The following is a 25,846-nucleotide window of genomic DNA, read 5'->3' as shown; positions in this document are numbered from 1 at the left end:
AAGTTTTTTGCAGCCATTACGATCAGGCCGAGGGCTTTTCCTGCAGCAGCCGTTTGGGCAGGAACGCCGGCGAAATATGGATGATCGACATCCGCACCACGTGATTGAGCATCACAAAGGCAGGATCGAGCTTGAGCAGCAAAGCCGCTGCGGTCATCACCTCGACACCGCCCGGAACCCACGACATGAACAGCGAAAGGAACGGCTTGCCAGTCAGCTTGCTGAACGCGAAGGCGACCAGCAGTGTCGTGCAGAACGTCAGGGCAGTAACCACCAGCCCGGCGCGGATGTAACGCACGAAATCCTTGAACGTGATGTCCTTGAGGCGAATGCCGATCAGGCCGCCGAGCAGGATCAGCGCAACGATCGCCAGCGGATCGGGAACATGCAGATGGACTTGAGGAAAACCGACGTTGACCGCTGCGCTGCAAACTAGCCCGGTCAACATGTAAGGCGCGGGAACATCGAAGCGCTCCAGCAGATAACCGGCCACCACCGCCGCGATCGCCGGAGGGATCACGCCAAGGTAATTATCAAGCGTGCCCAGCACCGGCGCGGCGCTTTCGGCGTGCCCACCGGCAATGATCGTCACCACCAGCAACAGCGCGAGCAAGCGGACAATGTGCACGAACGCGATGCGCCCGGAGGCCGGGCCCTCCTCTCCCGAGACGGTCATCACCGCCGCCATTGCGCCGGGAATCGACCCGAGCAGGCTTTCTATATGCCCCCAGCGCTCCATGCGCCGTAGCCAGTTGTAGCCGACGAAAACCTGCGTGGTCATGCAGATGAGCAGACCGACCAGAATGCTGAAGTCCGTCAGCTCATGCATCATCGAGGCGGTGACGATGGAGCCGACACTGACCCCGAGCAGCAACTGCACGGTGGCCACGAACGGATACGGCATGCGCATGCGCACGCCCATTTTACTGAGCGCCGTGACCAGGCAGATCGCGCCGATCAGCTCACCCAGTGGAAGCCCGGTCAGGTAACCGAGCCATGCGCCCAGGGCCGCCACGGGAATCGGGATAAGGCTTTCAAACACTGTCTTCATTGGATATCCACTTTTCTGCAGGCGTGACGAGATCGTCCAGCTCAGGGAGGTCAGCTCGATTAATGTCGAAAGAGAGCGCGGCAGGGTCTATATCGCGGCGGCGATTTCGCTGTCCGACCAGTCGCAACTCTCGTGGAACCAGGCCTCGACCTGATGCAGCTTGTTGCGCAACTCGGCCTCATCCCCGCCCGCCACAATGGCGTTGAGGATTTCCGAGTTGGTGAATTCCATGTCGCCATAGGAGGTCATCTTCCTGGCGGAAATCCGGTACTCCAGGACACCGTCGAGCGGGCAGGTTTGCGGGACGTCGCGCAGCAGACCGACCCGTGGCGGGATGCTGATATGCCCGACCATCCGCAGCGGCGCGGCCATTGGCTCAGGACGGTAGAACGGATCATGCAGCGCGCGCAGGAAGCTCATCCGCGGATCAATGCCCCAGGCGTGGGTCAGCTCCTGATTGAAGAACACCCCACCCAACCGCGAGGCGATTTCGCAGAGAACGATCTCGTCATTTCCATCGACGAAAAGTTCGAGATGAAACAGCATGGTCGGATCGGATGGCAGCACCTCTTCGACCAGCGAACGCGCATAGCGAACCAACCTGTCGCGCATCGGGTTGTCGGCGTCGAGCATGTGCAGGTCATGTGATTTGCCGCCGAGGAAATCCAGCGCCGAGGTCATGACCCGAACCGGTGAAACCAGGATCGGACGGCCATCGATGTACAGGCCATTGACGATGTAATGGCGGCCACGGACATAGCTTTCGATCATCAGGTTGTGGAACGTGCTTGAAGTGCGCCCGGCCAGCCATTCGCGCAGCTGCTGCGCATCGTCGAGCACCTCCACGCCGTTCGAGCCGCGGCCATCGCAAGGCTTGATGACCACCGGGAAACCGAAGCGCTCGCTGAAGCGAACCGCTTGCGTGGCATTGCTGATCAATGCCATTTCGGCGATGGCAAACCCGCAGTCCCTGGTGCGTTGTTTCATCAGGAACTTGTCCCGGTAAAACGAGGCGCGATCCTCGGCACCCACCGTAATCCCGAGCCGATCATTGATGCGCGCCACCCGCAGCACATCGATCTCGGCCAGCGCCACACACAGCGGCGCATGGAGCTCCCGTGCAAGCTCATAGACATCGATCTCGACCAGCGCGCTGTCGTTAAAGTTGTCGAAGAGCTGAAAGTGGACGGTATGGCCCAGATGCGCCGCAATCTCTTGAGATCGCGAGGCACAGCTCAACAGCATGCCCCCCTGGCCAAGCGCAGCAGACCAGCTCGAGGCAGAGTGCTGGAGAAGAATTTTCGGCGGGCAAAAAACAATGAGCTGCATGCGGCTTTCCTTGCAATCTTCCATAGTTTGTAAATCTCCAACTTCAGGCACATCACATCCACGCCGGATCCGGAGCCTCAGTATCTTGATAAAAACCTGAAGGACAGGCCAATACCGATGCCGTCGTTATTGATACTTTCCCAAGCGCTGGTCAGATCGTGGTCTGTCAGCCCAGGTATTGGCCGCACTCACGCATCACCGCAGCCTTGCGCTGCAGGTATTGGCCGAAGATTTCCTGGGCGGCGGACTTGACCACCACGATGCCCATGACATCGACGAACTCCTCGACCGCTGCCACCGCGTGGGCGAAGTGATTGCTTTCGGTGCCGCCGGTGTGCACGGTGACCCAGGCAACGGTGGCCCGTACCTTCGCGGGCGGCACGCCCATGTCACGTTCGAACCATTGCTTGAACAGTGGATGAATGAACTCCACTTCACCGTGGGTGTAGACCTCGTGAACCAGGGTGACCAACAGCCCCTGCAACAGGTCACGGTCACGCAGGCGTTGCGCGTCCGTCCAGTCCTTGAAGGCCTGCGCCGATGGCAGGCAATTGTCTGTCAGCAGCCACTGATCGTCACCGCAGATCCGCGTTGCCATGTTGTAAAAAAGTTCGGAATGCAGCGTGTTGCTCAGTGCGCCGAGGTCCTCGTCGGTGATCCGTTGCAGGTTGCCGCAGATTCGGTAGAGCCGTTGCGCCGCTTCGCCCCACTGCTCGGAACGCGCCAGCAGCGTGATGCGGTTGGCCAGGCCGGACACACTGGCCGCCGAGTTGTTGGTTTTCGACCAACTGCCAAAGAACTTGCGCAACTGCGGCGCCGCATGGCGGCGTGAGGTGAGCGTCTGAAACGTACTTTCGATGTCCAGCAATTCCGATTCCTGGCTGCGAAACGCATCCACCAACGCTTGCTTCAAAACCCCGGCCGGCATCAGCTCCAGCACCGGTTCTATCACGTTCAACAACTGGCTTTGCAGCGTCAGCAGGTTACTCACGGTCATCTCTATTTTCCTTGTTGGATGATGATTTCAGGCACATTCACGGGCGCGGGAGCGGCATTGATGGCAATGGGGAATACTTCCAGCCACTGCGCACGATCAGCAGCGGCAGCAACTGGAAAACCGCGATCAACGCGATACAGCCAGGCCAGCCCCATTGCTCCCACAGCACGCCAGGCACAAACGCGCCGAAGCTGCCGCCCAGGTAGTAGCAGGTCAGATACACGCCCACGGCGCCGGCCTTGTTTTGCCGGGCATGAGCGGTGATAAAGGCATTGGCCGCGGACTGGGCGAGAAACACGCCGGTGCAACTGAGCGCCAGACCGGCAACGATCAGCCACAACGATGGCCACAGGGTCAGCACCGAGCCGCTGACGCCCAGCCATGCCGCCACCCTCACCCATTCACTGCGAGGGCGGGCCTTGCTCATGCGCCCGGCGATCGGCACCACCACCAGTGCCAGCAGGAACACCGCATAAATCGAACCAAGCGCAGCGGTGCCCAGCGCAAACGGCGCCCGACTCAGGTGTAAGCCGACATAGGTAAACATTGCGACTTGGGCGAACAGCACGCAGAAACCCACGGCGTAGGTGGCCAGCAACGGCCTGCTTAGCAATTCGCTGCGCATCGCCTTGCGATCGGCAGGCGTTTGTACGGGTGGCCGAAGATTGCGCGGCAACAGCAGGAAAATCCCCAGACCGATGATCAGATTCAAGCCGGCCAGCACTGCCAACGCCAGGCGCCAATCATCGAACTCGGTCACCAGGCCGGACAAAAAGCGTCCGCTAAAGCCGCCCAGCACCGTGCCAGCGACATAGAGGCTGGTCATTTCCGTCACGGCCTCGCCGCTCCAGCGCACGCCGATGTAGGCAACGCTGGTGGCAAACACCACCGGGATCAGCATGCCTTGCACCGCTCGCCAGAGCAGCAGCTCGCTGAAACTGCCCGAGCAGGCCGCCATCACCGCAGGCAGTGCCAGCAATATCGCGGCCACGGCGATGACCCGGTGCTGCTCGCCCCGCGCCGTCAACCGGCCGACAAAGGGAGCGGTGATTGCCACGGCCAGGGTGGTGACGGTGATGCTCCAGCTCGCTTGCCTGGCGGAAATGTGAAACGCCGCAGCCAACTCGTTGAGCAGCCCTTGTGTGGCATAAAGGTTGATAAAAGCGGCGCACCCAGCCAGAAACAAGGCAACTCGAGGACAACTCACGCGACGATTCCCTGGATTATCTGTAATGTATTTTTACAATTTTATAAGATAGACCGTCGAAAGGATCCAATACCTATTTCTGACCGATTGATACCTCAAGGATGACGATGATTGACCTCCGCCGCCTGCGCTACTTCCTGCTCGTCAGCGACGAGCTGCACTTTGGCCGTGCCGCGGCACGCCTGCACATTGCCCAACCGCCGCTGACGCGGCAGATTTCGGCACTGGAGGCGGATCTGGGTTTTCGCCTGTTCGATCGCAGCACCCGCAATGTCAGGCTCACCTCCGAGGGCCGGCACTTTCTGCCCTACGCCCGGGCGGTGCTGGAACAAGTCGATCTGACGGCGAGCATTACCAGCAAGCTGGCGGCGGGTTCCGCGGGTCATCTCGCGGTGGGCTACGCCAGTTCGATTGCGCTGTCGGACATTTTCAGCCAGACCATTCAGACCTTCTGCTCGGCGTACCCGGATGTGCAACTGACGGTGGAAGAAGGCGCGTCCAGCACTCAATGGTCGCAGCTCATCGAGGGACGTCTGGATATCGGCATGAGCCGTATGCAGCCGCCCGCCGACGATGCCGAGATTCAAGCCATCTGCCTGGACAACGAGCCGCTGGTCGCGGCCATTGCCAGTGACAGCCCGCTCACCCGGAAAGAACAGGTGACACTCGCCGATTTGAGCGCCTACCCGTTGATCGCCTTCCCGACCGACTACGGTTCCGGGTTGAACGAGATCATCGAGGCGCTCTATCGGCGCCAGGCGCTGATCCCCCTGCCCGCGCCGAAGGGCAAGCAGATCACCTCCATCATCGCCCTGGTCGCCGCAGGCCGTGGCGTCGCCGTGGTGCCCCAATGCACCCAGACCCTGGTCAAGCGCGGCGTGACCTATCGGCCCCTGGCTGAACCCGGGGCCACCGCACCCTTGCTGATATTGACGCGCAAACGCGAACGCAGCCCGCTGGTCAAGGCATTTGTCGAAACCATCGAGCAGACCCGAGCAAGGTGAATGATTTGCCTGTCACATGACAGGGTTACCACTTACTTGATCCGGTAATGGAACGTATTGCGCACAGCCGGCACCGCAACGGCTTGGCCGTCGACGACTCGCGGTTGGTAACGGAAGGTGTTAGCGGCTGCCAGCGATGGTCGAATGAACAGCGGATGGCAACCATCAAGCACCCTGGGATTCTCGACTTTGCCTTGTGGGTTGACGGTGTATTCCACCGAGCAATCACCCTCTATGTTCTTGTCCAGAGCCCGCTGCGGATAGTCCGGTGCTTCCTTGCTCAGAGGTAAATACTGACGAATGTCGGCAGCGTTCTGTGCGGCTGGTCGGCGCGAGCGTTCGGCAGCCAGTCTGGCCTGCTCGGCACGTTGTTCTTGCTGCTGGGCGAGTTGCCGCTGCTGGGTCTCCCGGTCACGTCGTTGCGTCTCCAGTCGCTCGCGTTGCTGCTCGGCTTGCTGCTCGAGTTTTTTATCTTCGACCCGCTTTCGCGCCAACGCTGCCTGTTCGCGTTTTTGAGCCTGGAGTTGTGGATCGACAGCAGGTTTGATCGGCTCGATGGGTGCGGCTGCAACGGGCTCAGGAGGTGCTGGCTGCTCGATTGCGGGTGCCCGTTCGGGAGCCTGCACCTGAGGTTCCGGCGGCAACATCACCCATTGGGTTTTCAAAACTGCCGGCTGACTGACTGGTGTTTTCTCCAGCGACCAGCCGTGTACCAACAACGCCAGAACGATGACGTGCAGCGCCACGGCCAGGCCCGCCGCCAGACTGTTCTGCCAGAACCCGCCGGGAGCACTGCGCGGCAACGTAATGGTGGAGTCGTGCATGATCATCGCCGTCATTGCGCAGCCTCGGTCACCAGCCCGAGGTTGCTGACCCCGCCCTGTTGCAGTGCCGCCATGGCCGCGACCACGCTGCCGTAACCGGCGTCCTTGTCGGCGCGAATGTAAACCTGAGTGTCATGACGCTCGGCAACGATTTGCGCGACCTTGGCCCGCATCTCATCGAGCCCCACCGCACTGTCGGTCTGGTGCTGCGTATCCAGTTCTCCGCCGAGGTTCCAGTAGTAGCTGCCCTCGGCCTTCACCGACAGGGTAAGGATTTGCTGGCGGGTATCGGTGGCCAACGCTTCACTGGCGACCTTGGGCAATTCGATCTTCACGCCCTGGGTCAGCATCGGTGCGGTGACCATGAAAATCACCAGCAGCACCAGCATCACATCGATGTAGGGCACCACGTTCATTTCGGCCTTGGGCCCGTGCTTGCGTTGCGGTCTGACCAGCATCTTCATTCTCCTCTCAGGCTGCGGCGGCCAGGTTCAACGGCTTGCCATGCAACGTGCGATGCAGGCGCACTTGAAGCTCATTGCCGAAGGCGTAGTAACGGGTGAGCAAGGTCTGGCTGCGCGAGGAAAAGCGGTTGTAGGCAATCACCGCCGGAATCGCCGCAAAAAGGCCGATGGCCGTGGCGATCAGCGCTTCGGCGATGCCCGGGGCCACGGTCGACAGCGTCGCTTGCTGTACCTGAGACAAGCCGAGAAACGAATTCATGATTCCCCAAACCGTGCCAAACAAACCGATGTAAGGGCTGACCGAACCGACGGTCGCGAGAAACTGCAAGCCTTTCTCCAGCTGCACTTCCTGCTCGCTGATGGCGACGTACAGCGCGCGTTCCACACCTTCGAGCACCACGTCGGCGGCATTGCCCGTGTGCTGATGAAGATGGTTGAACTCGTGAAGCCCGGCGTGAAATATCGGCTCGACGCCGTTCTCGCTGTCAGTAGTGTCCCGGTACAGCGGCAGCAGATCCGAGCTGCTGCGAAAGCGCTTCACAAACGCATTCATCTGCCGTTCGCGCTGTTGCAGCACAAGGCTGCGCTGCATGATCAGGTACCAACTGAGCAACGAGGCCAGCAACAGGGTAAGCATGACCGCCTTGACCAACAGGCTGGCGTCGCTGATCAGCCCCCAGATCGTCATGTGTTCGAGTGTGGCCTGCATGGTGAAACTCCTTGTCTGATGCTCTCGGGCCGCCGATGCGCGACGGCCGTTGAGCTATTCGATGAAAATGTGATGACGCGTTGATGACAGACCGGGTCAAGGCAACTTCAGGGCCCGGGTGACTTCGGCCCAGGGCACGAATTTGAAGTTCTGGGTTTGCTCGGGCATGCGTTTACGGCCGTCCTGCACCACCAGCAGGCCTTGGCTCCAACGCCCGCCAAGGTTCACCGAGGTGACTTCCAGGCCGTCGGTTTCCGACGCACCGTCGATACCAAGCTCGGCGTTCAGCCCTACGCGCAATGCACCGCGAGACGCAAACGGCGGTTCGGCATCGAGCACCACATAGCTGTCGTTGCCTTGGCTTGAGATCACCAGATAGTCCTGCGCCGCGCTTTGATAAAGCGCCAGCCCTTCCACATCTGCCTGCAACTGCGCGCCGACTTTGATCACGCTGCTGAGTGTCGCCGGCTGATCGGCGCGGGCGTCCACCGCCCAGACGCCGACGTCCTCTTCACCGAGAAACAGGCGCTGGCGCTGGTCGTCGGCGACGCAGCCTTCAGGTTGGCTGTCGACCTTGAACTGGCGCACCAGCTCGCCCTGTACGCTGCCGTTCGGCGCGCTCAGGCGGTATTGCAGGAAGGTGCCATCCTTGCCGTTGGCGATCGCGTAAAGTTCGCCGCTGGCCGGTTGAAACAGGCAGATGCCGTAGATGTCCTTGAGCGGCGTGGGGATCTCACCGGCTTCGCGCAACTCACCGTTGGTGCGGTCGATGCTGAACAGGCTGAGGCTGTTTCGATCGCGATTGCTCGCCACCGCGAGGTCGACGGTCTGCTGACCGAGCTTGAAATTCGGCCGTGTATCAACGTTGTTCAGGCGGCCCACCGGCAACTCCTGTAGCAATTTGCCTTGCAGGTCGTACGCCATCAGCCCCTGCTTTTTATTGGTGCCCAGCACCCGACTCAGTGCGGCTTGCTGCGGATGAATCCAGATCGCCGGATCATCCGCGGCATCACCCTGGCGCCCAACCGGGTCGCTTTGGCTGATTGCTTTTACGTTCGGCAGCACCGGCGCCAAGGGCACCGGCGTGGCTTGCCAGTTGAGTTCGCCCTGATACAGAAGGCCGTCGTCATCGTCGCGCAACAGTACTTGCAAGCCTTTGGCCGTCGGGCGCAGGGCGAGGTTTTCCGGCTCGTTCAAGCCTGGCAACGCCAAGGTGGCCTGAGCCGTCCAGCGTTCGCCCTGCTGCTGATAGAGATGCAGTTGCGCGGCTTTCGGATCGAGTCCGACGATGCCACCCGGCACCACGGCCATCGCACCCGCGAACTGTTTGATCTCGCCGAACGGTTCGCGCATCGCCACAGGTGTGCGCGTTACATCAGCCTCGGCATGCGCCGGGTAGGCCCACCAACCGGCGTTCTCTTCATTGACCACCAGTTGATTGGCCGCGTCGTCGACCTGACAGAACTGTGCCGACGGCGGCAGTGGCAGACCGCGCACCCGTTGCGGTTGCGGGTTCAAAGTGGCGCCGTTGCCCACCAGCCATTGCTCACCCTTGCCCTCCTCGCCCACCAGAAACAGGAACAGATTGCTGGCTTCGTCGCGGTACAGGCACAAACCGTTCACCGGGTAATCCCGCGTTGGCAGATACACCGGTTGCCCCCAACTGCGCTTGGCCGGATCGAGGCTGACCAGCAACGCTTGTTGGCGAGCGTTGTCGAGGCTGGCCACCAAGACGTGTTGACCGGCGGCGCGGCTGTCCAGGCTACTGAACGAACCTTTCAGGCGCGCCAACTCTTTGCCTTGCGCGTCGAGCAGCAGCAAGCCGACGCGTTCGCTGGCGGCCAGGCGTTCAGGGCCAATCTCAGCGGGCAAAAACGCTACCGCGTCGACCGCCAGGTTCGGCGCCCAGGGTGTGAGGCTCAGGTTCGGCGCGGCCGCCATGGCCTGGCCGATGGTCAAGCTGATCAGGGTGGTCAGCAGACCGTGTTTGGGTAACCACGAAATACTCATGAACAGGCAAAGTCCTTGTCGTGCATCCATCACGGCGGCAGCACCGGGCTGCCGCCCCGGGGCTTAGAAGTGGGTGAAGGTCAGGCCGAGCTTGTAGGTCGGGCCGTATTCTTCGTATTGGCCGTTATAGGAGCGGTTACCGGTGTAGACGAAATACGGCTCGTCGGTGAGGTTCTGCGCCTCGAAGCTGACTTGCAGGTTTTTGGTCAGCGAGTACCGCGCACTGAAATCGACGAAGGTCTGGGCATCGACGTGCAGGTCGTGAGCTTTGTCGTTGATCGAGGCCAGCTCAAAGAGGTAATCGGACTTGTAGTTGGCCGACAGGCGCAGGCTCAACTTGTCATCTTCCCAACCGAGCATCAGGTTGCCGACAGTGTCCGACTGGTTGGGCAAATCGATGCTGCGCTTGCGGTCGATACCGCTGGCGGCGTCGAAGCCTTCGATCTCGGCATCGGAGCGGCTGAAGGTGGTGTTGGCGCCCAGCAGCAGACCATTCCAGGGCGCCGGCAGCCAGTCGAATTTTTGCGAGTAGGCCAGTTCCAGGCCATAGAGCTTGGCGCTGTCGCCATTGGCAAACGTATGAGCCTCGGAGAAATCGGCCCAGGCGCCGGTGCCCGCCAGGTCAGTGTTGTAGACGAAGTTCTTGATGTCTTTGTAGAACACGAACGCCGAGACTGTGCCGGCATGGCCCATGTAGTGCTCGATGCCCAGGTCGAGGTTGCTGGATTCCAGCGGCTTGAGCTCCGGGTTGCCGAAGGTCGCCTCGTCATCGTCGATGACAAAACCCGGCGCCAGTTGGCCGAACGTCGGGCGCACCACGGACTTGGTCCAGGCCGCGCGCACCTGAGTGTTCTTGTCCAGTTGATAGCGCGCATGCAAGCCCGGCAGCCAGTGGTGATAACGGCGTTTGGTTTCGGTGGACTGGAACTCGCCACCGGTGGCGCCCGTGCCCTTGGCTTCGAACTCGGTGCCTTCGTAGCGCATGCCGGCAATGAAACGCCAGTCATCGATATCGATGGTGTTCATCAGGTAGCCGGCGTCGATGTCTTCGCTGATCTTGAAGTCGTTGACCCGCGATTCGGTCTCGTCATAGAAGTCCGCTTGATTCAGGCCACCGATCAACTGCTTGATGCCGCTGCCGCTGATGCCCGGGCCGAACTGGCCGAGGCGATAGTCCACGGTGCCTTTCTGGAATCGGCTGAGGTTGAGCTGTTCATCGCTGAAACCCAGATCGTCGAAATCTTCATAGACCCAGGCATCGAGGTTGTTGTCTTTGTTGCGGCGGCTGACCTTGCCGCCGAATTTGACCTGGGACGCATAGCCGCTGAGGTCGTAGTCGCGGGCCAGGTCCAGTCGCAGGTTTTTCTCGGTGTCGGTGGTTTTCTGTTTTTCCCAATCGACCTTGTCGAGGCTGAAGTTGTCCGGGTTGTAGAAGCCCTGACCGATCAGGGGTCGCGGTTTTTTGGTGTCGTAGAAACCGCTGTCGGCGAAGTCGTCGGTGCCATTGAACGCGGCGTTGGCGATATGACCCGGGCTGTCTTCACTGGAGCGGCTGTAGCCGGCCTGGCCGCTGAGGGTCCAGAGGCCGAACATACGTTCGCCGCCCAATACGTAAGACTGGATTTCCTGGGTCTCTTCCCGTTGTTTGAGTTTTCGGGCGCCTTCGGCATCGCCCAACTCCCCCGCCGCCAGTGGGTCGGCGAATTCCAGGCTGGTGGAATTGCGCGTCTCGCTGTCCTTGTAGCGGCTGTACAGGGTGCGCAGGTAATAGCTGCTGAGGTCGTCGGGTTTGTAATCGAAGTTCAGGCCGCCACCGGAGCGTTCACGGCTGATGTCGTAATCGCGTTGCTCGAACTCCTGCAATTTGGCGCCTTGCTCGAAGTCCCAGGCGCCGCCGGTTTCGACGTTGTCCGAGCCGAAGTCGCGCTTCTGCCAGCTCAGCGCCGCAGCGACGCCGAAGTTGTCGATGCCGTCGCCAAGGCTGAAGCGATCACTGACGGCACCGGAAAATTTCGGGCTGGTCTGGTGAGTGTTTTTGTCGTAACTGGCTTCGCTGCTGCCGGTGTAGAACAGCCCTTTGTGATCGAAGGCCGAGAGGCTTTTAACATCCACGGTGCCGCCCAGAGAGTTGGCGTCCATGTCCGGTGTCAGGGTTTTGATCACCGACAATGACTGCACCAATTCCGAGGGCAGCACATCGAGGGCCACGGCCCGCCGTTCGCTTTCCGGCGATGGCACCAGTGTGCCGTTGATGGTCACGCTGTTCAGATCCGGACCGAGGCCGCGCACGCTGACAAACCGCCCTTCGCCCTGGTCGCGCTCGACGCTGACTCCCGGCAGACGCTGCACCGCTTCGGCGACGTTTTCGTCCGGCAACTGCGCCACGCCGTCGGCATGCACCACGCTCTTGATGCTGTCGGAACTGCGCTGCTCCTTGAGCGCCTGATCAATGCTCGCCGCCTGGCCCACCACTTCGACGTGTTCGGTGTTCGCCACGGCTTCGGCGGCGCTCAGGCGTTCACTGGCGATTGCCATAGCCAGGGCGGTGAGCGTGAAGCCGACGACTCCAGCGGTGCTGCTGCGCTTATACATGGTGGTCCTCCCCCAAGAGTCCGATAACGCCAGGCAAGTGGCCCGGCAACTGGGAGGGCACGCTAGGCACGGGGGATGACGGTTCTGTGACAGGGGTTGGCGGGAGGTGCGGTAAACCGGGGTTTTGCCGGGTTTCGGGGAGGGAAGTGAGCTGAAATGACTTTGCTGTCCAGTCAGTTATGCCATTTCTGCCGCGACGCACTCTTGTAGCAGCTGTCGAGCTTGCGAGGCTGCGTTCGGCTGCGCAGCAGTCGTGAATCAGGTTGATGCGGTCTGCCTGCCACACCGCAATCTCTGGTTTGACGACTGCTTCGCAGCCGAACGCAGCCTCGCAAGCTCGACAGCTGCTACAGATCGCATTACTGCTTGCTGGTCCTCACTCGCCAGAAAATCCCACAGGACCATGAGCTGATTCGACCTCACACCCCAGTCACCCGACTGTCACAAACATCTGCTGTGCTGGCGCGAATTGCTTCTTCGCCAAAGGATCGCGGCCATGTTCTCAGTGCTCAAACCTCACCGTTGGAAACTCGCCCTGCTGCTGTTGGCCGCCAACCTGGGGTTGCTTGTGCATCTGGCCTGCGGCGAGGTCAAACCGGTCAGCGAATGGGTCTGGCTGGACATCGTCGGTGAAGGCGGTTCGGCGCTGCTCGCGCTGGTCTGGCTGGGACTGGTGCTCAAGAGTCGGCCGGCCGGGCGCGTCACCCATTACCTGGTGCTGGGTTTGAGTTGCATCTTTTTCTCCTGGTGGATCGACAGCCTCGACGAGTTCATCCGCCTGCCCGACAGCATCACCTGGGATCACTGGCTCGAGTCCGGGCCGATGCCGGTGGGCATGATATTGCTGACCCTCGGCATCTATCACTGGCACCGCGAACAACTGGCAATCAGCGCACAGATGGAGAAACGCGAGCGGCTGTTCCGCGAGCATCGGTTGTTCGACAAACTCACGCCATTGGGCGGCGCCGATTACCTCAAGCGGCAACTGACCGGCAGTCTTGAGGAAAGTCATGGTCAACAACAGCCGCTGTCATTGTTGGCGCTGGACCTGGACAACTTCTCGGCCATCAATCAGGCCTTCGGGCATGCCGAAGGCGACGCCGTGCTGCAAGCACTCAGTCATGTGCTGCTGCTCAACCTGCGCCGACAGGACTTGCTCTGCCGACTGGCCGGCGACCGTTTCGTGGTGCTACTGCCCAACACCGGCGAGAGCCAGGCACGGTTGCTGGCGCTGGAACTGCAGCAAGCGGTTCAGGGCCTGGCGCACAAAACCCGGCAGCACGGCGAACGCTTGCAACTGTCGGCGAGCACGGCGGTGGTGATGGCACTGAACGAGTCACCCGACGCCCTGCTCAAGCGCCTTAACCTGGCGCTGGCCCGGGCCAAGCAGCCTCTGGCCAGAACGGCCTGAGACCCGGCCATGACCCTGAAAACCACTTGGTACGAAACCGACAGCCGTTTCATTCCCGGGCATTACCAGCCAGCAACCCTGATCGATCTGGCGCTGTCCCGGGGAATCGACAGCCATCGTCTGTTACGCGGCACCGGACTGTTTCATGACGACATCCTGGTCGGCCAGACTCGCCTCAGCCCGCAGCAGTTTCTCGGTTTGATCGGCAACTGCCGGCGCTTGCTGGATGCCGACGACAGCAGCTTTTTGTTCGGCCAGCGCCTGCTACCGGGGCATTACGGTCCCGCCAGCCACGCCCTGCGCCACGCCCAAAACCTGCACCAGGCCCTCGACACGCTGGTGCAGCTACAGGCGCTGCTCAGCCCGCTGGCCACCCCGCGACTGGTGCTGGATGAAAAACACGCCTATTTCTACTGGCTGGACAGCTGCGGAGCGGGTGAACAGTGGCGTTTTGTGCTGGAGGCAAGCATGACCTCGATCGTGGCCATGAGCCGGTCACAGAGTGGCCAGCGCCTGCCGTGGGAATGCAGCTTCAGCCATGCCGAACCCCGTTATGTCGAGCAATACTGGGTGCATCTGGGTGAGCACACACAGTTCAAGCGCCCGCTGGACCAAATGCGCATCCCCCGGGAATATCTCACTCAGTCCTGGCCCGACGCCTCGGCCACAGCAGGCCAGGTTGCCCGCCAGGAAGCCCACCGACAAATCGAACAATTGGGATTTGCCTCAAGCTTCATCGACTGTGTTTATCGCTACCTTCAAACCCATGTTCGCCAAGCCCCCAACCTCGAACAGGCCGCCCTGGCCTTCGCCATGAGCCCCGCCACGCTCAAGCGCAAACTGCAAAAACACGACACAGGATTTCAACAACAGGTGGATTTGGTGCGCAAGCATGTGGCGCTTTACCTCTATCAGATCAAGGGATTCAGTAACGAAGAAGTCGCGGACTACCTGAGATTCAACGATGCGGCGAACTTTCGGCGCTCCTTCAAGCGCTGGACCGGCAGCACGCCTAACTTGATTCGCGAGATGTTCGAGACCCGTTGAAGTCTGATTTTTGTGTGGACTTCAAATGCGAGGAGCAAAGGATTTGTCGATTGATTGATTCAAATCAGATGACTCAACAACTGACGAACTCAACCTGCTTATCTCTGCGCCTTCAAGCAAGCGGTCGCCAACTAAATATGAAATTTGCTTTCGCAATTTCACAAAGATTTCCGCTCTCGATCAAACCGACTATACCGATGGTGCCGGCGCCGTGTTTTCTCTGGACGGCCCCTTGCCCGACAACACGTAATCAAACGCCGGATTCAGGCTCAATGCGTTGAGCAGATCAAGGAGTTTTCGATGGCCGACTCAAGCAAGAAAATGAGCCTCATGGGGCTCACCACACTGGTGACAGTTAACATGATGGGCTCGGGCATCATCATGTTACCGACAAGCATGGCTCAGCTCGGCGCTGTTTCATTGTTGTCATGGATCGTCACTGCCGTCGGTTCCATGGCCATCGCGTATTGCTTTTCCCAGTGTGGCATCTACTGTCCGCGCCCAGGCGGGTTATCCGCCTATACCGAAGAGGCGCACGCCAAATCAGGGTTCTTCCTCTGCTCGTATCTGTACTTCCTTTCGCTGGCCATCGCCAACGTGGCGGTCGCCATCTCCGCAGTGGGGTATATGACATCGTTCTTGCCGTGGCTGGGGAGTGGCGCCATTCCGCTGTTCATCGGAACGGTCGGCTTGCTCTGGTTGACCACTGTGGCCAACTTTGGCGGCCCCGGCATCACGGGCAAGATCGGTGCGATTACCGTGTGGGGTGTGATCATCCCGGTGGCCGGCTTGAGCATCATCGGCTGGTTCTGGTTCAAGCCCGATGTGCTGGCTGCCGCCTGGAACCCGAACGACTTGCCCATCTCTGAAGCCATCAGCAAGGCGATTCCCCTGACCCTGTGGGCCTTCCTCGGCATGGAATCGGCAGCACAGGCCTCCGATGCAGTGGAAGATCCCAAACGCACGGTACCGCTGGCGTGCCTGTTTGGCACGCTGGGTGCGGCAGTGGTTTATGTGCTGTCGACAACCGTTATTCAAGGCATCATCCCCAATGCCGAACTGGCCAACTCATCGGCCCCTTTCGCGCTCGTCTATGCACACATGTTCAACCCCACGGTGGGCAACATCATCATGGCGCTGGCGGTGATGGCCTGTGTCGGTTCGCTGCTGGGCTGGCAGTTCACCTTGGCGCAAACCGCCAAGATGACGGCTGACCAGGGTATGTTCCTGAAACTGTTCGCCAAGGTCAGCGCACGGAATGCCCCTATAGTCGGAATGTTGGTCTGCGGTGTGTTGCAGACGTTGCTGGCACTATCGACCATTTCGCCCAATGCCAGTGCCCAATTCGCAAAACTTGTCAGCCTGGCGGCAGTGACCAACCTCATCCCCTACGTGACGGCGGCCACCGGCCTGCTGATCATGATGTACAAAGCCAAGGTCGGTTTCGGTGTGTACACCCGCAACACCCTATTGTTATTGGTTGCCGTGGCCTATTCCTTGTACGCCCTGTATGCCTGCGGCAGAGACGCCGTGTTCGGCGGCACCCTCGTCCTGGTGTTCGGCTACCTGCTTTATGGTTTCCTCGCCAAACGTAGTGTCGAGGCATCTCCCGCCGCGCAGACCCGGGCCGACACCCCTTGACCGTTGATTTCAGAACTGCACAGACATCTGAATTCGGGGAATCAGGATATGAACGTGAAACTGACCAACACCAACAACCTGCTGCTCGTCTGCTTGCTCATGCTGGTGTCCGTACTGGCCAATGCCAATACCCTTGAGCGCGTGCGGGCGAGCAATACCTTCACCCTCGGTTACCTGCCGGACTTTGCACCTTTCAGTGTCCAGGCAGCCGATAAAGCCAGCGGTTATGCCATCGATCTCTGCCTGAAAATCGCCGACAAGGTGAAGACTGAGTTGGGTTTGCCCGGCCTGCAAATACGTTACCTGCCCGTCACGGTCACCGACGAGATGAGCGCCGTCAACTCGGGGACGGTCGATATTCTTTGTACGCCGACGCCCCCCACACTGGAGCGGCGCAAGGTAGTGAGCTACTCGGTACCGATCTACACGGCCGGCCTCTCGGCCGTGGTGCGCCAAGATGCATCAGAGGCGTTGCTCAATGTGCTGAATGGCAAGGTGGCTCGGACCGGGCCAACCTGGCGAGCGACGGTCAACCATGGGCTGTCCAACCAAACCTATGCCGCCACGGCTGGCGGTGTCACCGAAACATGGATTCGTCAGCAGATGCGACTACTGGGCGTGGTGGCCACTCTGGTCACCGTCGAAAACACCGCCGCAGGCCTCACGCTGGTCTCCGAAGGCAAAGCCGACGCGTTCTTCGCCGAACGCATGATGCTCCAGAACCTCCTCGCCACAGATAAGTCGGCAACCAGCCTGGTGCTGCTCGAACGCGTTTTTGAGTACTCACCCACCGCAATGGCAGTGGACCGAAACGATGAGAATTTTCGTTTGCTGGTTGATACTGCGCTCAGTGAAATGTACAGGTCGGGCGAGATTGAGCAGGGATTCGACAAGTACCTCGGTGGCGTCAGCGAGACGACCAAAAAGCTCTTCAAGGTCTATGCGATACCTTAGATAAAAACCAGAATCAACGTGGTCGACAAGTGCGCAGGACACACTTGCCCCCTTTCGGCTCGGTCGCCAATGTCATCGCGGTCAGCGGGACGTCTTGCCATGGCGTTGGAAATCTTTACGGCCTGGGATGCTCGCTCGACACCGAGTTGTCGGCGTCTACATCCGCCAACTCTTCATCGACAGGCGCTTCGTCGTCCGGCGGCAGCGCAACCTCAGGGTCCTTCCCCTTGGGATCGTGACCTGCTTCGTTATCCGTGCCCCTCGTTACGCCTGCCTGAGAAATGTTTCCAGGTGCATTTTCATCAATGTCCATGCGGGTTCTCCGTTCTGATGCGCGGGATGTCCGTGCTTGTAATTGAGAGCAGAGAGCGCAGAGCAAGTGCCAGGCATTGGACGAACGGCGAAAAAGGCCCGGCGATCAGGCGATTTTTTTGCTCCGTCTGAATCGGCTCACCCCTTGCTGTGTTCAGGTGATGTAGGCCCTTCCTTGATCCCGCGCGGTCCGGCAATCCCCCAGACAACCAATCCGAGCACCGGGAAAACGATCAACCCGATGGCCCAGGCGGCTTTGATGCCCACAGGCTTGTCACTGCGGAACACACTGACAATTGCCCACAGGTCGACGAGCAAGATAATCACTGCTACGGCAATTGCAAAATAACTGGCGGCTTCGGACATGATCATGCCCTCCTGATTCATATAGTGGATTAGGCCGGTCGCGATGGAAGGTGTTCAAAGTTTCAATTCGCAGGTTTTACCTCCCGCACCCAAACCTCAAGTTGTCGCATCCACCGCCGACAAATTACCCAGGACCTCATCAGCATGGAGCAGCCGTGACCGTAATCTCTTCTATCTCCGCCACACAGCCACTGACGGTCGCAAAAGTAGCGACCTCCGTGCTCGTCGGCCATCCCGCCGAATCGACAGCCACCGTGTCTTCGCCCTCGTCGATAGTCACTTTGCTGCAAGACAACAAAGCCATTGATGCACAGACGTATACCTCTCGGGGTGTGATAGCGGAGCTTGATGCACCGCTTTCCTGGGAATACCTGCAGCACGACAAAGTGTCCATGCACATGAGGGGCAATTTCGGGAATTCGTCGACTGTCGGCCGGTTCCAGAACCTGGGCGCTTCACTGCTTTTGCAATTGGCTGAAACCAACAAAAACATTTCCCAGTCAGTGATTCGCTCATCGACTGGAAGGCCGCTTGAGGCCGGTGAGCTGGCGGCTGCCCAAGCCAAACTTCACAGTGGCGTCGCGGACAATTCCATCAGCCTCACGCTGAAAACAGCGAGTGGCAAGACTGTCCAATTGACCCTGTCCAGCCAGGACAATGCGCTGGCGGTGCAGGCGCAGGTCGAGGGTGGTGATCTGAGCAAAGAAGAACTGGCTGCGCTGGGCGCAATGGCGGATGGCTTTGAGTCGGCCATTCAAGGACTGACTGCGGTGCCGCCGCAACTCAAGCTGGAGGCGCTGATGCAGTTCGATTCCAAGGTGTTTTCTTCGGTCGACCTGGTCACACGGTTCAAGCTCAGCGATGACAGCACGCAGACCCTTGATCTGCATGCCGATGCAAGCCAGCGCCGCGTGCGCATGAGTGGCGCGGCGGGTGATCTCAACATCGCCGCGGACTTGAAAAATGCTGCGATTCTCGGCAACAGCACTCAGAAGGCCAAGGCGCTCGAGAGCTACCTGCGTCAAATAGAAGCGGCGCGCGATCGAGGCGATGGCGACTCACGCCTGCTATCGATGTTCGAGAGTGCGTTCAAGACCGTACACACAAATTACTCGGAAAGCCTCGCCGCAACCGTGCAGCAGCCCCCTGGCTCGAACCATCTGACAGACACCGACCGCAGCTTGCTCTCCGGCCTCGCCGATTTCAGCGCGACGGTCACCGAGAAGACTGTAAATGGCAATCCCGCACGGCCTGGCGAGCTCGATTCGTTTAGCTACGACTTATCCCAAGCCACGCAATCCAAAGGTCTGAATCGGCTCAACCGCACCCTTGTCCAGAACCAGCAATCACATCTGACAGCCCAGTACCATAAGCCACTGTATGCCGGGCAAAAGCTGGAACTGACCACTGACTCGGAATCGCAAAACTACCGGTACTACCAGATCAACGATCAGGCCAGCAGCACCAGCCGCATCGGTTATGTCGAAGGTGAGTTGGTTGAAGCATCCGTCAGCCATTCGGCAAGCCAGTCCACGCGCATTTCCAAATACGTAAAGGGGCATTTGGAAGAGGACAATGTGATCCCTGCCTCGGCCTCGAAGACGCAAAATTACCTTGTCGTTCTGCAACAGGCACTGGAGCAGGACAAGGCCGCGACACTGGGACGGGGCACGTCATTGCTCGAATACACCTTGGCCGCTATTCAGGGCAACGTGATGTTGGTCAGCGACCCGAGCGAGCTCAAGGATTAACAGTACACGGAGTGAGCGGCGTGAGGATCTCCTCCAGAAAGTCGATGAATACATTGATGCGGCTGGAACCCCGGTGATTGGGCAAATACAGCGCATTGATGCAACTGCTCGCACTGCCGGGATTGACTTCGTAATGTTCCAGCAAACGGGTCAGCCGGCCTGCGGCGACGTCGTCGCGCACCAGCCAGTCGGCCAGCAGGGTCACCCCGCCGCCCGCAATTGCCGCTTCGCGCAAGATGTCGGCGTTGTTACTTTGCAGGCGGCCGTGCACGTTGAGCTGGATGGTTTGCTCGTCACCCCGGAACGTGATTACCCGGCTCATCCCTGATCGTTGCTGTGTATCTGATTTACACCGTCTAAATCTCTGATCAAAGCGCAATGGCGCTCCTCGATAGAGCAATCAACGCTCCCCCCAGGCGCACCATTGCAGTGCGCCTCACTGGCGCAAAGCCGTTTCCTCGACTAGGGTTTCTACCGAATCGAGAGGCCCTGCTTCCCCAGCGGGCGCGTGATCAAGGAGGATAGATGACGTCCATTTACAAAGCCGAGAAAACCTATCGCGCCTGGTCCAACCCAATCTTGCTTGCACTCAAAGAGAGAGAGAATGAACTGGACCGCAATGCCCGCCAGGCTCTTGATAATGTCCTGGCAGAGCGAAGGCTGATAGACACCGGAAACCCTTCTGGCGTCGAGCGCCGCCGCCCGACTTCCTGATGGCTTCTGTCCGTACAGTTCAACAGATCTGCTCTGTTCATCGGATACTTCAAGCGCTCCCTTGCGGTGGTGGCCAGTAGCCGCTACACGTTAAGGTGAATTCGGAAGGAGTACGCGAGGATGATTCCAAGATTCGTTGTTGTTCCTGCAATACCCACGGAAACGGGATCAACGCGCAACGGAACGCGCTTCTACTGCAAAACCGCCCCCATCGGGTTCAACCTCTACGACAATGAAGAAAAACGAAGACTTCCCACCACCTACCTGACACGGATAGAGGCCGACAAGGAATGCTTGCAGCTCAACACTGAATGCCTTCAATGCATGCTGGCTGAGCGCCCCCGCGAGAACACGCCATGAGCGCGTGCATAAATGAATGACGGAAAAACCTGGCGTTTTGTTGAAGCAGACAAAAGTCCGAAAATAGAAGGAACTGGCACTACGCCATCAATGTCGTAGTGGCAGCACCTGGAGATTCGGATGACCCGCCCTCGATATTTTCAAATCACGTATGGCTTTAACAAGACTCGGAATATTTTTGTACAACCCGACTCCCACATGACTGAGGCAGACGCTTGGTACTACGCCTGCCTGCATTCGGGAATCGGGCTTTCGTACGGGGACAATCACGACCAACAAAATTTCGATGCTGTGCGCAGCCATGCACAGGAACATGGCTTGATACAGGTCAATTGGGAGGAGTTACCTTAAACGCCAGTGTGCGGCCCACCTACGTGCCGCCGTCCACACCCTCTATCGCTTTTGCAAATGCGGTACCCGCTTCCTTCACTAACTTGCGCCATTCCGTGCTGTTGATCAGCCCGATACGTTCCATCTCGTCGGCGGCCTTGAGCAACTCGTCGTACTGCTCTTCAACATCCATGCGAATTTCCGGCTCGTTCAGAAGTTTGTACCAGGCCGCCAGGGCTTGTTTCTTTTGATCGTCATTCATCACCCAACTCCAAGGCCAGTTTTTCACTTGGAAGTTTCTGAATGAATGACCGTTCCTCGATTCCGACGTACGGCGCTTATCTATGAAGCTCAGAAGAAGCGAGTGTTACAAGCAGCTGCGAACCGCTTTACGCATCGCGTCCGATTTGGCCCACGGCGGCCCCTGATACAGCGATACGCGACTGCCGTCCTTGTATTTCACGATGTCCAGAATCTCGTCAGCCGTGATGATGCTGGGCGCGTTGATCCGGTAACCATTGGAAATCGCAGTCTGAGTCGTTCTGGAGACTTCCTGTTGCCATAATGGCAAAAGACACGCGGCGTACTCTTTGGGCGGTTTATTACTGTACTTGCTGACGTTAGGCTCACCTGGAACCAGGGATGCCGGCAATGAACAACCCGCCAGCATCGTCATCGCTAATCCCCCAATCAACATTCGCATGACGCTTCCTTATCCTGAAAAACGGGAAATGTAGCGCGTAGCGGACCGGACATCCATCAATAGAATCAGCCCTCAGGGAGCCGCATTGTGATCGCCGGGCGCTGGATAAGACCGTTCGTTCAAATACGTCATCCATCGCTCATACGCTTCATGCTGCCATAGAGTGACCCGTTCCCACTCCGGCCCGCTCAACTGATGGGCCGTAATCAGCTTCATCATCTCCGTGGTGGCTGCGTCCAGGTCAACAATCAACTCATGTGCATGGAATCTGAAATCATCGGTACTGGTCATTTGAGGTTCCCTTGCCCTAGCGAAAATTCGCCACCTCAGTACGACATCACGTCTGTTCGTTCGCGCTCATTCTCCCGACAAGCGGTGCGTCTTCCATTCATTGAGCAGCCGACGAACAGACGCCTTGTCCGTTAATTGGGACTACTCTTTTGTAGCGGGGTATTTGCAGGAGGTCATCATGTGGCTCAACGAGGATGAAAATGAACTTCGGCGTGATCTGCAAGGACTTGCGTCAGACCTGAGGTGGTCGGCGGTGGAACTCTTGCGCATTGCAGAGCAACTACGCCTGGCTGGCAATGATGTTGATGCGCAAGCGGCCATGAAGTTGTGCAATCTATTTCAAGGCGATGAACAGCGACTGGCGGGCTATGCCGAAGAAGTGAAAGCCAAAATCATCAGTCGGACGAAAGCTCAAAAAGCGCGATAGCGGGAGCCTTGTCATGAACAAGCTTCCATTCGCGCTGGTCGTCGTGCTGGCGGTGGAGGTTACTAGCCAGTGCGGCGTACCGGGCTAGCCGGAAACAGGTTTATTACAAGTGTCTCGCCATTTATCCGCGAACGAAGTGATCTTTTCGCTTTTGAGGTCAGGAGAATCGAGAACGGGCTCTTTGTAAGCTACGTTGATCAACATTGCGCCCAACTTGTCATGCTCGGGATTACCCGACTTCACCGCCAGCAGACTTTCTTTCGATTCCCCATTTTGCCGGGACTGCATGATCGATCCGGCCAAAACACGGAAAACATCGCAGACCTTTTGATTGGTGTGAATCTCGCCTTGCGTCTGGGCGTGAGCCTGACTGACACCCGCGAGGCAAAGAGCAGACAACATTGCCAGAGCAGCCCAGCGACCTTTCAACATGCTTTCTTCCTTGAATTGAAAGCGGCCACCCTATCACCCAAATGTCACGTTTAAAATCCTCCCGCCCCTGGTTTGAAGACAAAAAAAAAGCCCCGGCATACCAGGGCTTCAAACGCTCGCTCATTCTGATTTCTGGCTTGCAGTCGATCGACCCGCTCTAGCTTTGTAGGCGGGAAGAGCGGCTGCAAACGCCAGTGCCTCCTCTCTGCTGCCAAAGGCTCCGAGCCGGTCGCCTTTGGTGCACACCCGCCAGGGGCCGTTGTTTACGCTGAGTACGTCATAACCGTTCATGTGCATTTTATTCAGCATCGGAACGCTCATAGTCACCTCCTTTTCGGCAGTGATAAGCCTCGATTGACTTGGCTACCTTACACCCGACCTTCGCCCAAGTGCCGACCAGACGTCGCGCCGGGTTTACGACATCGCTTTGCACTTTCTGCGGCTCCCTTGACTCCAACCCTTGAAACACGGGCCTCGGCCTGAATATTGCATTTTTATGACTGTTTTATGACAAGCGACGGTTTAGTAACACATGAAAGTACGGGCAACAGTCATTTGCGAGCAGGATCGGCATGTTCTCCTGGTGCGCAAACCCAGGTGCCGCTGGACCTTGCCCGGAGGAAAAGTCGAGCGCGGTGAAACCACTGCGGGCGCAGCCATGCGCGAACTCCGGGAAGAAACAGGGCTGGGCGTCGACGGCTTGCTGTACTTGATGGAGCTGGAAACGGGCAGCACCCGACACCATGTTTATGAGGCGTCAGTGCTCAATTCGGACGAAGCCCGGCCACTCAATGAGATTTTCGATTGCTTGTGGTATCCGCTGGATGCGGTGCAGAACCTGAACACAAGCGACGCCACGCTCAAGATCGTCAGAGCCTTTCAGCGTCGCCTGTAAGTTTGTGCAGTCATCTCAGCCCTGGTCGCCGCCGCCCACCGGCATGATCATGCCGGTGATGTACGACGCTTCGTCGCTGGCCAGAAACAGGATAGCGCCTGCCTGCTCATCCAGCGTGCCGTAGCGCTTCATCAAACTGCTGTCGAGCGTCTGGTCGACGATCTGCTGGTACCAGACCTTTTCTTCGGTGCTCTGCTCTTCACTGTTTCGCGGGATGACCCGTGGCGGCGCTTCCGTGCCACCGGGCGCAGTGGCATTGACCCGAACCCCTCGCCCGGCGGTTTCAAACGCCAGGCAGGCGGTCAGCGCGTTGACGCCGCCCTTCGCCGCGCCGTACGGCACGCGATTGATGCTGCGGGTGGCGATGGAGGATACGTTGACGATGGCGCCGCTGCCCTGCTCCAGCATGAACGGTAGCGCAGCATGGCAGCACCATAATGTCGGAAACAGCGAACGGCGGATTTCAGCCTCGATCTGCTGCTCTTCGTAGTGCTCGAAAGGCTTGGCCCAGATCGTGCCGCCCACGTTGTTCACCAGCACATCCAGACGCCCGAAGCGCTCGACGGCGGTGCGCATCACACGGCTGCATTCGCTGTATTGCTCAAGGTCAGCGGTCAAGGCAAGCACCTGACTGTCCTGCGCCAAGTGTTGCTGCACCTCGAACACCAGGTCCGAGCGATCAACCAGAATCAATCGCGCACCCTCAGCGGCCATGCGCTCCGCCACCCGCCGACCGATGCCTTGCGCCGCGCCAGTGATCAGCGCGACTTTTTCGTGAAATCTGTTCATGGTCACCTCAATACGAAAATCAATTTCGCGGGAACGGCTATCTCTGTAGCAGCTGCCGAGCCTGCGAGGCTGCGTTCGGCTGCGAAGCAGTCGTGAGATCAGTGAATGCGGTGCATCAGGAAGACTGTGCACTCAAGTATTACGACTGCTGCGCAGCCGAACGCAGCCTCGCAGGCTCGGCAGCTGCTACAGAGACGGTGTCGTTGCTGATACTCAAGCCGCGCTGGCGGCGAATTTCTCGTAGTAGAAGTTCGCCGGGGCGACGCCCTGTTCGCGAATGAACTGGCTGACCGCTTCGACCATCGGCGGCGGGCCGCACAGGTAGACGTCGACGTCGCCATCGTTCAAATGCCGTGGCTCGATGTGCTGGGTTACGTAGCCTTTGAGCGGGTGCTGGCTGTCGGGGTTGGCGACGCAGGCACTGAAGCTGAAGTTCGGAATTCGCGCGGCAAACGCTTCGAGCCGATCCAGTTCCACCAAGTCGAAATCGTTGGTCACGCCGTAGATCAAATGCAGCGGATACTCACTGCCCTGCTCGGCGATTTTTTCCAGCATCGCGGTGAACGGCGCCAGACCGGTGCCGCCCGCCAGCAGCAACAACGGCCGGCGGATATCACGCAGATAAAAACTGCCCAATGGCCCGGCCAGGCGCATGCTATCGCCGGCCTTGGCCATGCCGGTGAGGAAGCTGCTCATCAAGCCGCCGGGCACGTTGCGGATCAGGAAACTGACTTCGCCGTCACGCTGCAGCGAGCTGAAGGAATACGCGCGTGTCTGTTCACTGCCGGGAATCCCGAGGTTCACATACTGGCCCGGCAGGAACGCCAGTTTGCTCAGCGACTCGCCCTTGATCGACAGCGCGATCGTGCTGTCGGACAGCTGTCGCACGGCACTGATAGTGGCGTCATAACTGGCCTGCTGGGTGCGGCACACCTGCGATGAAGTCGGCACGCGCACCACGCAATCGCTCTGGGCGCGCATCTGGCAGGTCAGGACGAAACCCTGCTCGGCCTCATCGGCGCTGAGCGCGTCTTCGATGTACTCCTCGCCCAAGTCATAACGACCGGCCTCGGCAAAACACTTGCAAGTGCCACACGCGCCGTCGCGGCAATCCAGCGGAATGTTGATGCCCTGGCGGTACGCAGCATCGGCCACGGTTTCGCCCACATTGGCGTCGATGAACCGGGTGACGCCGTCTTCAAAATTGAATGCAATGGAATGAGTCATGACGGCCGC

The 25,846-nt window shown here is 59.1% G+C and carries 29 protein-coding genes and 1 pseudogene; 11 read left to right on the top strand and 19 right to left on the bottom strand.

Translation table 11 applies throughout. From position 1 onward, the window contains the following. Positions 1-22: 22 nt before the first annotated feature. The 4 genes from ACA060_RS12095 to ACA060_RS12080 all read right to left on the bottom strand — a co-directional run bounded on the left by ACA060_RS12095 (position 23) and on the right by ACA060_RS12080 (position 4,584). On the bottom strand, positions 23-1,051 hold the full coding sequence (locus ACA060_RS12095; RefSeq protein WP_109630087.1) for an AbrB family transcriptional regulator: 1,029 nt from the start codon (positions 1,049-1,051) through the stop codon (positions 23-25). An 87-nt stretch (positions 1,052-1,138) separates the two neighbouring features. Then, positions 1,139-2,380, bottom strand: coding sequence for an ATP-grasp domain-containing protein (locus ACA060_RS12090; RefSeq protein WP_497317473.1), 1,242 nt, complete (start codon positions 2,378-2,380; stop codon positions 1,139-1,141). Positions 2,381-2,546: 166 nt separating this feature from the next. After that, entirely contained in the window at positions 2,547-3,371 is an 825-nt protein-coding gene (locus tag ACA060_RS12085; RefSeq protein WP_497318220.1) for a hypothetical protein, read from the bottom strand. Between the two features lie 43 nt (positions 3,372-3,414). Then, positions 3,415-4,584, bottom strand: coding sequence for an MFS transporter (locus tag ACA060_RS12080; RefSeq protein WP_497317471.1), 1,170 nt, complete (start codon positions 4,582-4,584; stop codon positions 3,415-3,417). 107 nt (positions 4,585-4,691) lie between these two features. Between ACA060_RS12080 and ACA060_RS12075 the strand changes: the two genes are divergently transcribed. After that, positions 4,692-5,588 carry a LysR family transcriptional regulator gene (locus tag ACA060_RS12075; protein ID WP_497317469.1) on the top strand — a complete coding sequence of 299 codons (897 nt, stop codon included), beginning with the start codon at positions 4,692-4,694 and terminating at the stop codon, positions 5,586-5,588. 32 nt (positions 5,589-5,620) lie between these two features. Here the strand turns inward: ACA060_RS12075 and ACA060_RS12070 are convergent, their stop codons facing one another. The 5 genes from ACA060_RS12070 to ACA060_RS12050 form a co-directional block, all read right to left on the bottom strand. After that, positions 5,621-6,427, bottom strand: coding sequence for an energy transducer TonB (locus ACA060_RS12070; RefSeq protein WP_497317467.1), 807 nt, complete (start codon positions 6,425-6,427; stop codon positions 5,621-5,623). Then, positions 6,424-6,870, bottom strand: coding sequence for a protein TolR (tolR, locus tag ACA060_RS12065; protein WP_109630070.1), 447 nt, complete (start codon positions 6,868-6,870; stop codon positions 6,424-6,426). Before tolR ends, ACA060_RS12070 begins: the two co-directional genes overlap by 4 nt. 13 nt (positions 6,871-6,883) lie before the next feature. Next, positions 6,884-7,585 carry a protein TolQ gene (tolQ, locus tag ACA060_RS12060; protein ID WP_497317465.1) on the bottom strand — a complete coding sequence of 234 codons (702 nt, stop codon included), beginning with the start codon at positions 7,583-7,585 and terminating at the stop codon, positions 6,884-6,886. 96 nt (positions 7,586-7,681) lie between these two features. Beyond that, positions 7,682-9,595: a phytase gene (locus ACA060_RS12055; RefSeq protein WP_497317464.1), complete on the bottom strand. Its 1,914-nt coding sequence runs from the start codon at positions 9,593-9,595 to the stop codon at positions 7,682-7,684. 63 nt (positions 9,596-9,658) lie between these two features. Then, positions 9,659-12,187 (bottom strand): TonB-dependent receptor, encoded by a 2,529-nt coding sequence (locus ACA060_RS12050; protein ID WP_497317462.1) that lies wholly within the window; start codon positions 12,185-12,187, stop codon positions 9,659-9,661. 496 nt (positions 12,188-12,683) lie between these two features. Here ACA060_RS12050 and ACA060_RS12045 point away from each other — a divergent pair, with 496 nt between their 5' ends. The 4 genes from ACA060_RS12045 to ACA060_RS12030 all read left to right on the top strand — a co-directional run bounded on the left by ACA060_RS12045 (position 12,684) and on the right by ACA060_RS12030 (position 17,240). Continuing rightward, positions 12,684-13,598, top strand: a complete 915-nt coding sequence (locus ACA060_RS12045; protein WP_497317460.1) for a GGDEF domain-containing protein — start codon at positions 12,684-12,686, stop codon at positions 13,596-13,598. A gap of 9 nt (positions 13,599-13,607) precedes the next feature. Beyond that, positions 13,608-14,645: an AraC family transcriptional regulator ligand-binding domain-containing protein gene (locus ACA060_RS12040; protein ID WP_497317458.1), complete on the top strand. Its 1,038-nt coding sequence runs from the start codon at positions 13,608-13,610 to the stop codon at positions 14,643-14,645. A 300-nt stretch (positions 14,646-14,945) separates the two neighbouring features. Next, a complete protein-coding gene (gene potE, locus ACA060_RS12035) occupies positions 14,946-16,286 on the top strand; it encodes a putrescine-ornithine antiporter (protein ID WP_497317456.1) in 1,341 nt (446 codons plus the stop codon). Positions 16,287-16,334: 48 nt separating this feature from the next. Next, positions 16,335-17,240 carry an amino acid ABC transporter substrate-binding protein gene (locus ACA060_RS12030; protein WP_497317454.1) on the top strand — a complete coding sequence of 302 codons (906 nt, stop codon included), beginning with the start codon at positions 16,335-16,337 and terminating at the stop codon, positions 17,238-17,240. Between the two features lie 115 nt (positions 17,241-17,355). Here ACA060_RS12030 and ACA060_RS12025 read toward each other — a convergent pair whose 3' ends face one another. After that, on the bottom strand, positions 17,356-17,553 hold the full coding sequence (locus ACA060_RS12025; protein ID WP_497317452.1) for a hypothetical protein: 198 nt from the start codon (positions 17,551-17,553) through the stop codon (positions 17,356-17,358). 137 nt (positions 17,554-17,690) lie between these two features. After that, complete coding sequence (locus ACA060_RS12020) at positions 17,691-17,918, bottom strand: PLD nuclease N-terminal domain-containing protein (protein ID WP_497317450.1); 228 nt, start codon at positions 17,916-17,918, stop codon at positions 17,691-17,693. 155 nt (positions 17,919-18,073) lie between these two features. Between ACA060_RS12020 and ACA060_RS12015 the strand changes: the two genes are divergently transcribed. Beyond that, positions 18,074-19,669: a lactate dehydrogenase gene (locus tag ACA060_RS12015; protein WP_497317448.1), complete on the top strand. Its 1,596-nt coding sequence runs from the start codon at positions 18,074-18,076 to the stop codon at positions 19,667-19,669. Here ACA060_RS12015 and ACA060_RS12010 read toward each other — a convergent pair. Continuing rightward, positions 19,659-19,976, bottom strand: a pseudogene (locus tag ACA060_RS12010) (LysR substrate-binding domain-containing protein); the annotation flags it as partial. The gene ACA060_RS12015 and the pseudogene ACA060_RS12010 overlap by 11 nt on opposite strands. A gap of 218 nt (positions 19,977-20,194) precedes the next feature. Here ACA060_RS12010 and ACA060_RS12005 point away from each other — a divergent pair. From ACA060_RS12005 to ACA060_RS11995, 3 genes are all read left to right on the top strand, one after another. Then, positions 20,195-20,383, top strand: coding sequence for a hypothetical protein (locus ACA060_RS12005; RefSeq protein WP_109630039.1), 189 nt, complete (start codon positions 20,195-20,197; stop codon positions 20,381-20,383). Positions 20,384-20,503: 120 nt separating this feature from the next. Beyond that, on the top strand, positions 20,504-20,743 hold the full coding sequence (locus ACA060_RS12000) for a hypothetical protein (RefSeq protein WP_109630037.1): 240 nt from the start codon (positions 20,504-20,506) through the stop codon (positions 20,741-20,743). Positions 20,744-20,863: 120 nt separating this feature from the next. Beyond that, positions 20,864-21,094: a DUF6555 family protein gene (locus ACA060_RS11995; protein ID WP_497317445.1), complete on the top strand. Its 231-nt coding sequence runs from the start codon at positions 20,864-20,866 to the stop codon at positions 21,092-21,094. Positions 21,095-21,113: 19 nt separating this feature from the next. On the opposite strand, the gene ACA060_RS11990 is transcribed toward ACA060_RS11995, so the two are convergent. From ACA060_RS11990 to ACA060_RS11980, 3 genes are all read right to left on the bottom strand, one after another. Further along, positions 21,114-21,335, bottom strand: a complete 222-nt coding sequence (locus ACA060_RS11990) for a hypothetical protein (protein ID WP_497317443.1) — start codon at positions 21,333-21,335, stop codon at positions 21,114-21,116. A 105-nt stretch (positions 21,336-21,440) separates the two neighbouring features. After that, positions 21,441-21,776, bottom strand: coding sequence for a hypothetical protein (locus ACA060_RS11985; RefSeq protein ID WP_109630030.1), 336 nt, complete (start codon positions 21,774-21,776; stop codon positions 21,441-21,443). Between the two features lie 72 nt (positions 21,777-21,848). Next, positions 21,849-22,067 carry a hypothetical protein gene (locus tag ACA060_RS11980; protein ID WP_109630027.1) on the bottom strand — a complete coding sequence of 73 codons (219 nt, stop codon included), beginning with the start codon at positions 22,065-22,067 and terminating at the stop codon, positions 21,849-21,851. Positions 22,068-22,245: 178 nt separating this feature from the next. Here ACA060_RS11980 and ACA060_RS11975 point away from each other — a divergent pair, with 178 nt between their 5' ends. Further along, the gene (locus tag ACA060_RS11975) at positions 22,246-22,494 is read left to right on the top strand and encodes a hypothetical protein (RefSeq protein WP_497317441.1); all 249 of its coding nucleotides are present in this window, start codon (positions 22,246-22,248) and stop codon (positions 22,492-22,494) included. Positions 22,495-22,578: 84 nt separating this feature from the next. Here ACA060_RS11975 and ACA060_RS11970 read toward each other — a convergent pair whose 3' ends face one another. After that, the gene (locus ACA060_RS11970) at positions 22,579-22,926 is read right to left on the bottom strand and encodes a hypothetical protein (RefSeq protein ID WP_497317439.1); all 348 of its coding nucleotides are present in this window, start codon (positions 22,924-22,926) and stop codon (positions 22,579-22,581) included. A gap of 120 nt (positions 22,927-23,046) precedes the next feature. Continuing rightward, on the bottom strand, positions 23,047-23,247 hold the full coding sequence (locus ACA060_RS11965) for a DUF2188 domain-containing protein (protein WP_109630019.1): 201 nt from the start codon (positions 23,245-23,247) through the stop codon (positions 23,047-23,049). A 211-nt stretch (positions 23,248-23,458) separates the two neighbouring features. Between ACA060_RS11965 and ACA060_RS11960 the strand changes: the two genes are divergently transcribed. Then, positions 23,459-23,821 carry an NUDIX hydrolase gene (locus ACA060_RS11960; protein ID WP_497317437.1) on the top strand — a complete coding sequence of 121 codons (363 nt, stop codon included), beginning with the start codon at positions 23,459-23,461 and terminating at the stop codon, positions 23,819-23,821. A 15-nt stretch (positions 23,822-23,836) separates the two neighbouring features. On the opposite strand, the gene ACA060_RS11955 is transcribed toward ACA060_RS11960, so the two are convergent. Together ACA060_RS11955 and benC are read right to left on the bottom strand one after the other, a co-directional pair. Beyond that, positions 23,837-24,610 carry a 1,6-dihydroxycyclohexa-2,4-diene-1-carboxylate dehydrogenase gene (locus ACA060_RS11955; protein ID WP_109630014.1) on the bottom strand — a complete coding sequence of 258 codons (774 nt, stop codon included), beginning with the start codon at positions 24,608-24,610 and terminating at the stop codon, positions 23,837-23,839. Positions 24,611-24,823: 213 nt separating this feature from the next. Continuing rightward, positions 24,824-25,837 (bottom strand): benzoate 1,2-dioxygenase electron transfer component BenC, encoded by a 1,014-nt coding sequence (benC, locus tag ACA060_RS11950; protein ID WP_497317435.1) that lies wholly within the window; start codon positions 25,835-25,837, stop codon positions 24,824-24,826. Between the last annotated feature and the right edge of the window lie 9 nt (positions 25,838-25,846).

It is taken from the genome of Pseudomonas sp. LBUM1671 (assembly GCF_059695685.1).
The sequence above is the reverse complement of the archived record's forward strand: the minus strand, read 5'-3'. Positions and strand labels throughout refer to the sequence as shown.

Bases quoted from the DNA above. Each gene is read 5' to 3' on its own strand.
- ACA060_RS12095 (WP_109630087.1), bottom strand. From the start codon at position 1,051: ATGAAGACAGTGTTTGAAAGCCTTATCCCGATTCCCGTGGCGGCCCTG.
- ACA060_RS12090 (WP_497317473.1), bottom strand. From the start codon at position 2,380: ATGCAGCTCATTGTTTTTTGCCCGCCGAAAATTCTTCTCCAGCACTCT.
- ACA060_RS12075 (WP_497317469.1), top strand. From the start codon at position 4,692: ATGATTGACCTCCGCCGCCTGCGCTACTTCCTGCTCGTCAGCGACGAG.
- ACA060_RS12070 (WP_497317467.1), bottom strand. From the start codon at position 6,427: ATGACGGCGATGATCATGCACGACTCCACCATTACGTTGCCGCGCAGT.
- tolR (WP_109630070.1), bottom strand. From the start codon at position 6,870: ATGCTGGTCAGACCGCAACGCAAGCACGGGCCCAAGGCCGAAATGAAC.
- tolQ (WP_497317465.1), bottom strand. From the start codon at position 7,585: ATGCAGGCCACACTCGAACACATGACGATCTGGGGGCTGATCAGCGAC.
- ACA060_RS12055 (WP_497317464.1), bottom strand. From the start codon at position 9,595: ATGAGTATTTCGTGGTTACCCAAACACGGTCTGCTGACCACCCTGATC.
- ACA060_RS12050 (WP_497317462.1), bottom strand. From the start codon at position 12,187: ATGTATAAGCGCAGCAGCACCGCTGGAGTCGTCGGCTTCACGCTCACC.
- ACA060_RS12045 (WP_497317460.1), top strand. From the start codon at position 12,684: ATGTTCTCAGTGCTCAAACCTCACCGTTGGAAACTCGCCCTGCTGCTG.
- ACA060_RS12040 (WP_497317458.1), top strand. From the start codon at position 13,608: ATGACCCTGAAAACCACTTGGTACGAAACCGACAGCCGTTTCATTCCC.
- potE (WP_497317456.1), top strand. From the start codon at position 14,946: ATGGCCGACTCAAGCAAGAAAATGAGCCTCATGGGGCTCACCACACTG.
- ACA060_RS12030 (WP_497317454.1), top strand. From the start codon at position 16,335: ATGAACGTGAAACTGACCAACACCAACAACCTGCTGCTCGTCTGCTTG.
- ACA060_RS12025 (WP_497317452.1), bottom strand. From the start codon at position 17,553: ATGGACATTGATGAAAATGCACCTGGAAACATTTCTCAGGCAGGCGTA.
- ACA060_RS12020 (WP_497317450.1), bottom strand. From the start codon at position 17,918: ATGTCCGAAGCCGCCAGTTATTTTGCAATTGCCGTAGCAGTGATTATC.
- ACA060_RS12005 (WP_109630039.1), top strand. From the start codon at position 20,195: ATGACGTCCATTTACAAAGCCGAGAAAACCTATCGCGCCTGGTCCAAC.
- ACA060_RS12000 (WP_109630037.1), top strand. From the start codon at position 20,504: ATGATTCCAAGATTCGTTGTTGTTCCTGCAATACCCACGGAAACGGGA.
- ACA060_RS11995 (WP_497317445.1), top strand. From the start codon at position 20,864: ATGACCCGCCCTCGATATTTTCAAATCACGTATGGCTTTAACAAGACT.
- ACA060_RS11990 (WP_497317443.1), bottom strand. From the start codon at position 21,335: ATGAATGACGATCAAAAGAAACAAGCCCTGGCGGCCTGGTACAAACTT.
- ACA060_RS11985 (WP_109630030.1), bottom strand. From the start codon at position 21,776: ATGCGAATGTTGATTGGGGGATTAGCGATGACGATGCTGGCGGGTTGT.
- ACA060_RS11980 (WP_109630027.1), bottom strand. From the start codon at position 22,067: ATGACCAGTACCGATGATTTCAGATTCCATGCACATGAGTTGATTGTT.
- ACA060_RS11975 (WP_497317441.1), top strand. From the start codon at position 22,246: ATGTGGCTCAACGAGGATGAAAATGAACTTCGGCGTGATCTGCAAGGA.
- ACA060_RS11970 (WP_497317439.1), bottom strand. From the start codon at position 22,926: ATGTTGAAAGGTCGCTGGGCTGCTCTGGCAATGTTGTCTGCTCTTTGC.
- ACA060_RS11965 (WP_109630019.1), bottom strand. From the start codon at position 23,247: ATGAGCGTTCCGATGCTGAATAAAATGCACATGAACGGTTATGACGTA.
- ACA060_RS11960 (WP_497317437.1), top strand. From the start codon at position 23,459: ATGAAAGTACGGGCAACAGTCATTTGCGAGCAGGATCGGCATGTTCTC.
- ACA060_RS11955 (WP_109630014.1), bottom strand. From the start codon at position 24,610: ATGAACAGATTTCACGAAAAAGTCGCGCTGATCACTGGCGCGGCGCAA.
- benC (WP_497317435.1), bottom strand. From the start codon at position 25,837: ATGACTCATTCCATTGCATTCAATTTTGAAGACGGCGTCACCCGGTTC.